Origin of the sequence: Streptomyces sp. NPDC006265, assembly GCF_040613555.1 — a bacterium.
Taxonomy (GTDB): domain Bacteria; phylum Actinomycetota; class Actinomycetes; order Streptomycetales; family Streptomycetaceae; genus Streptomyces.
The window spans coordinates 1-3,254 of the sequence record NZ_JBEXSH010000963.1 but is presented as its reverse complement, the minus strand read 5'-3'; the positions used below and the strand labels follow the sequence as shown (position 1 = coordinate 3,254).

General features: G+C 71.1%; 2 protein-coding genes. Both read left to right on the top strand.

From position 1 onward, the window contains the following. Positions 1-132: 132 nt before the first annotated feature. The gene (locus ABZ281_RS43505; protein ID WP_356663695.1) at positions 133-2,058 is read left to right on the top strand and encodes a CocE/NonD family hydrolase; all 1,926 of its coding nucleotides are present in this window, start codon (positions 133-135) and stop codon (positions 2,056-2,058) included. Further along, on the top strand, positions 2,055-3,254 hold a 1,200-nt coding region (locus ABZ281_RS43500), incomplete at its 3' end, for a hypothetical protein (RefSeq protein ID WP_356663693.1). The genes ABZ281_RS43505 and ABZ281_RS43500, both read left to right, overlap by 4 nt.

Genomic DNA, 3,254 nt, shown 5'->3' with positions numbered 1-3,254 from the left:
ACGCACCCTGCCGCCTGTTTCCTTCTAAGACCGCGCCGCCCGCGTCCCCCCGCGCCCGCCGTGCGCGGCCGTCGCCGACGGCCGCGCACGGCGTCCGTCCGCGGTGAACGGAGACACAGAAAGGCGTACGACATGACGGCGCGGACCGAGGACGTCGCACCGGGCCCCGACGCGGCCCACGCGTCCGTCGTCACCCTGCTGCTGCGGCTGCGGGCCTCGAACGTCCGGGTGTGGACGTCCGGCGGCCGACTGCACCACGAGGCGCCACCGGGCGGGCTCGACGAGGAGCTGCGCGGGCTCTTGGAGGAGCACTCGGAGGACGTGGCGGCCTACCTCCAGGCCGCCGACGGCGTCGAGTCCTCCACCCACTACGTCACGATGCGCGACGGCGTCCGTATCGCCGTGGACGTGTTTCGCCCCAAGCGGGACGGCCGGGTGGTCGAGGAGCCTCTGCCGGCCCTCTGGTGCCACGACCGCTACCACCGCTCGGAGGTGGTGGACGGCGTGACCTGGACCAAGCTCGACAGCCGCCCCTGGCTGCGCCGGATCCTCGACGACGGCTATGTGATCGCCGCCGCCGACGCCCGTGGCACGGGCGCCTCCAGCGGCGTGCGGGGCATGGAGTTCGGCCCGGAGGAGAGCCAGGACGCCCACGAGATCACGGAATGGCTCGCCGCGCGGGACTGGTGCAGCGGGAAGGTCGGCATGTACGGCGAGTCCTACCTCGCCATGACCCAGTTCCTCGCCGCCGGCACCGCCCCGCCCAGCCTGAAGGCGATCTTCCCGCAGGTGGCGCTGTTCGACCTCTACTCGTTCCTCCGCCCCGGAGGGGCGTTCCGGCACGACTTCATCCGGAACTGGGGCGCGATGGTGCGACGGCTGGACACCGAGACCGGGGCCGCCCCCGTACGGGACGACGCGGCGGCGGTGCGCGCGGCGGCCGAGGAACACCGGGCCAACACGGACGTCTTCGCCAGGGCCGCCGCGCTGCCCTGCCGGGACAGCCGGGGCGACGGCGACGACGAGCAGCCGTACGCGCGGCAGAGCCCCTCCACCCACGTCGAGGCGATCGCCGCCGCGGGCGTGCCCGTCTACCAGCTCAGCGGCTGGCACGACATGTGGGTGCGGGACGCCTTCCTGTGGCACGCCAATCTCACCGGGCCGCGCAAGCTCCTCGTGGGCGACTGGTCGCACAACGGCAGGGACGGCGTCGACCTGGCGGCCGAGCACCTGCGCTGGTTCGACCACTGGCTCAAGGGCGTCGACACCGGCGTCATGGACGAACCGCCCATCCGCTACCAGCGGCGCAACGCGCCCCCCGGCGAGGAGTGGCGCGACACGGACCGATGGCCGCCGGCCGGAGTCCGCACGACGCGGATGTACTTCGGTCCCGGCCCGGCCGTGCCCGTGTCCTCCGTCAACGACGGCACCCTGACGGACCGCGCCCCTTCGCGGCTCGGGGGCGTCGACGACCTCGTCGTCGACTACACGGCAACCTCCGGCACGGCGACCCGCTGGACCGACGGCTACGGCGGACCGTGCGGCTACGAGCCGATGACCGGCAACGACCGGACCGCCCTCACCTACACCACGGCCCCGCTGGAACAGGAGCTGGAGGTGACCGGACACCCGGTCGCGGAACTGTGGGTGACGTCGACCCACTTGGACGGCGACTTCTTCCTCTACCTGGAGGACGTCGACGGCGAAGGGGTCTCCCACTACGTCACCGAGGGAGTGATCCGCGCCTCCCACCGGGCGCTGGGCACCGCCCCGTACGACAACCTCTCACTGCCGTACCACCCGTGCGCGGAGCGGACCCGGGCCCCGCTGCCCGAGGAGCCGGTGCCGCTGGTCTTCGACCTGCACCCGGTCAGCCATGTGTTCGCTCCGGGGCACCGGCTCCGGATCGCCGTCACGTGCTGCGACCGGGACAACGCCGAGACGCGCGTGCACCACCCGCCGCCCGTCGTCCAGATCCACCGGAGGGGCGCGCACGCGTCCTTCGTCGATCTCCCTGTCCTCCCAGCCCTCTCAGCCGCACAGGAGCAAGAGACATGACCGAGACCACCCGACAGGGCATCGAGCCGACGGGCGCCGGGACCGGGGAGTTCCACACACGCGTCGCGCTGCACACCCCGGTTGCCGGGCAGCTCGCCTCCGAGATCGAGCGCCGGCTCCTGTTCGTGTCGTCGCAGATCACGGGATACGAACTGGACACGGCCGACGGCGAGGTGCGCGGGGTGACCCTCCGCTCCGCCACCCCGCTCCCCGCGGACGAGCTCACCGAGAAGGTCAACCGGGTCGTCGACGGCGACGTCCGCAAACAGCGGACGACCCCACCGAAGTCGGTGTGGACCTCCTCGCACGACCGGGTGGTCGAGGAGGGAACGTTCGAACTGCTGGCGCAGGCGGGCGCGGTGACCGAGGCGGGTGAGGGACAGGTCGCCGTCGGCGAGCCTCTGCTGTCTCTGCTGGCGTACTTCGACCGGGCGGTGAAGCGGATCCTGGGCGAGGACTTCAACCCGACGGAGTACCAGTACCCGACGCTGATCAGCACCGAGGCCCTCGCGACGGCGGGCTACTTCGCCTCGTTCCCGCAGCACCTGATGTTCGTGACGCGCCTGCACAACGACATCGACGTGTACCAGGGCTTCCAGCGATCGTACGGCGAGACAGGCATCGACTCCACCGTCCTCGACGCCTGTCACAACGTGGACTACTGCCTGCCGCCGACCATGTGCTACCACACCTTCCACCAGTACCGGGGGCGGACGCTGGACGCCGAGGGGGTGCACGTCGTCACGGCCAAGGGCAAGTCCTTCCGCTTCGAGGCGGCTTACGCCACGACGATGGAACGGCTCTGGGACTTCACCATCCGGGAGATCGTCTTCATGGGACCGCGCGAGGACGTCCTCGCCTCGCGCGAGCTGTTCATGCGGAAGATCTTCGCGTTCGTGGACGAGCTCGGTCTGAGCGGTTTCTGCGAGGTGGGCAACGACCCGTTCTTCGGCGGCGAGGACACCTCCGCGCGGATCTGGTCGCAGCGGCTGATGGAGCTCAAGTACGAGCTGCGCCTCACGGTCGCACCCGGGCGGACCATCGCGGTGGGCTCCTTCAATTTTCACGACGACCTGTTCGGCCGGGGCTTCGGGATCGACTACGGCACGGAGGGCACGGCACGCAGCGCCTGCGTCGGGTTCGGGCTCGAGCGGCTCGTCTACGCCTTCCTGTGCCAGTACGGCCTCGACTCCGCG